The organism is Blastococcus sp. TF02A-30, assembly GCF_003319185.1.
Taxonomy (GTDB): Bacteria; Actinomycetota; Actinomycetes; order Mycobacteriales; family Geodermatophilaceae; genus Blastococcus.
On sequence record NZ_QOHJ01000020.1, the window covers coordinates 1 to 934 of the forward strand.

3 protein-coding genes and 1 pseudogene are annotated in these 934 nt (G+C 65.7%); all 4 read right to left on the minus strand.

Translation table 11 applies throughout. The features are described 5' to 3' along the window. Positions 1–89 (minus strand): uL14 family ribosomal protein (locus DQ241_RS20240; RefSeq protein ID WP_199584795.1); only part of this gene is annotated, 89 nt, incomplete at its 3' end. Continuing rightward, positions 86–352, minus strand: a complete 267-nt coding sequence (rpsQ, locus tag DQ241_RS21410; RefSeq protein WP_370444390.1) for a 30S ribosomal protein S17 — start codon at positions 350–352, stop codon at positions 86–88. The genes rpsQ and DQ241_RS20240, both read right to left, overlap by 4 nt. Positions 353–510: 158 nt before the next feature. Further along, positions 511–723: pseudogene (gene rpmC / locus DQ241_RS20250) on the minus strand (50S ribosomal protein L29); the annotation flags it as partial. Continuing rightward, positions 723–934, minus strand: a 212-nt coding sequence (gene rplP, locus DQ241_RS20255) for a 50S ribosomal protein L16 (RefSeq protein ID WP_113832071.1), incomplete at its 5' end; no start/stop codon positions are given. The pseudogene rpmC and the gene rplP, both read right to left, overlap by 1 nt.

The following is a 934-nucleotide window of genomic DNA, read 5'->3' on the forward strand; positions in this document are numbered from 1 at the left end:
AGATGTGTATAAGAGACAGCGCGGATGGTGAGCAGCTCCTTGGCGCCGGTGTTGTCGGCGACCTTGAGGCGCGATTCGTTCTGGATCACTTGGCCTTCTCCAGGATCTCCACCAGACGCCAGCGCTTGGTCGCGCTCAGCGGGCGGGTCTCATCGATGACAACCAGGTCGCCGATGCCGGCGGTGTTGTTCTCGTCGTGTGCCTTGACCTTCGAGGTGCGACGGATGACCTTGCCGTAGAGGGGGTGCTTCACGCGGTCCTCGACCTCGACGACGATCGTCTTGTCCATCTTGTCGCTCACCACGTAGCCGCGGCGCGACTTGCGGTAACCACGGGCCCCGGCGTCGCGCACGTCGTGCTCGGCGCTCTCGTGGCCCGACGCCTGGGCGGCGTCAGCCTTCTTGGTGGTGGCCATCACTCAGCCTCTTCCTTCGCGGCCTCGGAGGCGGCGTCCGCCTTCTTGGCCTTGGTCTTCTTCGCCTTCGTCTCGACCGGAGCCGGCGTCGCGCGGATCCCGAGCTCGCGCTCACGGATCACGGTGTACAGGCGCGCGATGTCGCGCTTGACGGCGCGGATGCGGCCGTGGCTCTCGAGCTGGCCGGTGGCCGACTGGAAGCGCAGGTTGAACAGCTCTTCCTTGGCCTTGCGCAGCTCCTCGACGAGACGGGAGTCTTCGAACGTGTCGAGCTCGCTGGGTGCGAGCGTCTTGGTGCCGATCGCCATTACGCGTCGCCCTCCTCGCGCTTGATGATGCGTGCCTTCAGGGGCAGCTTGTGGATGGCACGGGTGAGCGCCTCACGAGCGAGCTGCTCGTTGACGCCCGCGACCTCGAACAGGACGCGGCCCGGCTTGACATTGGCGACCCACCACTCCGGCGAACCCTTACCGGAACCCATGCGGGTCTCGGCCGGCTTCCTGTCTCTTATACACATCT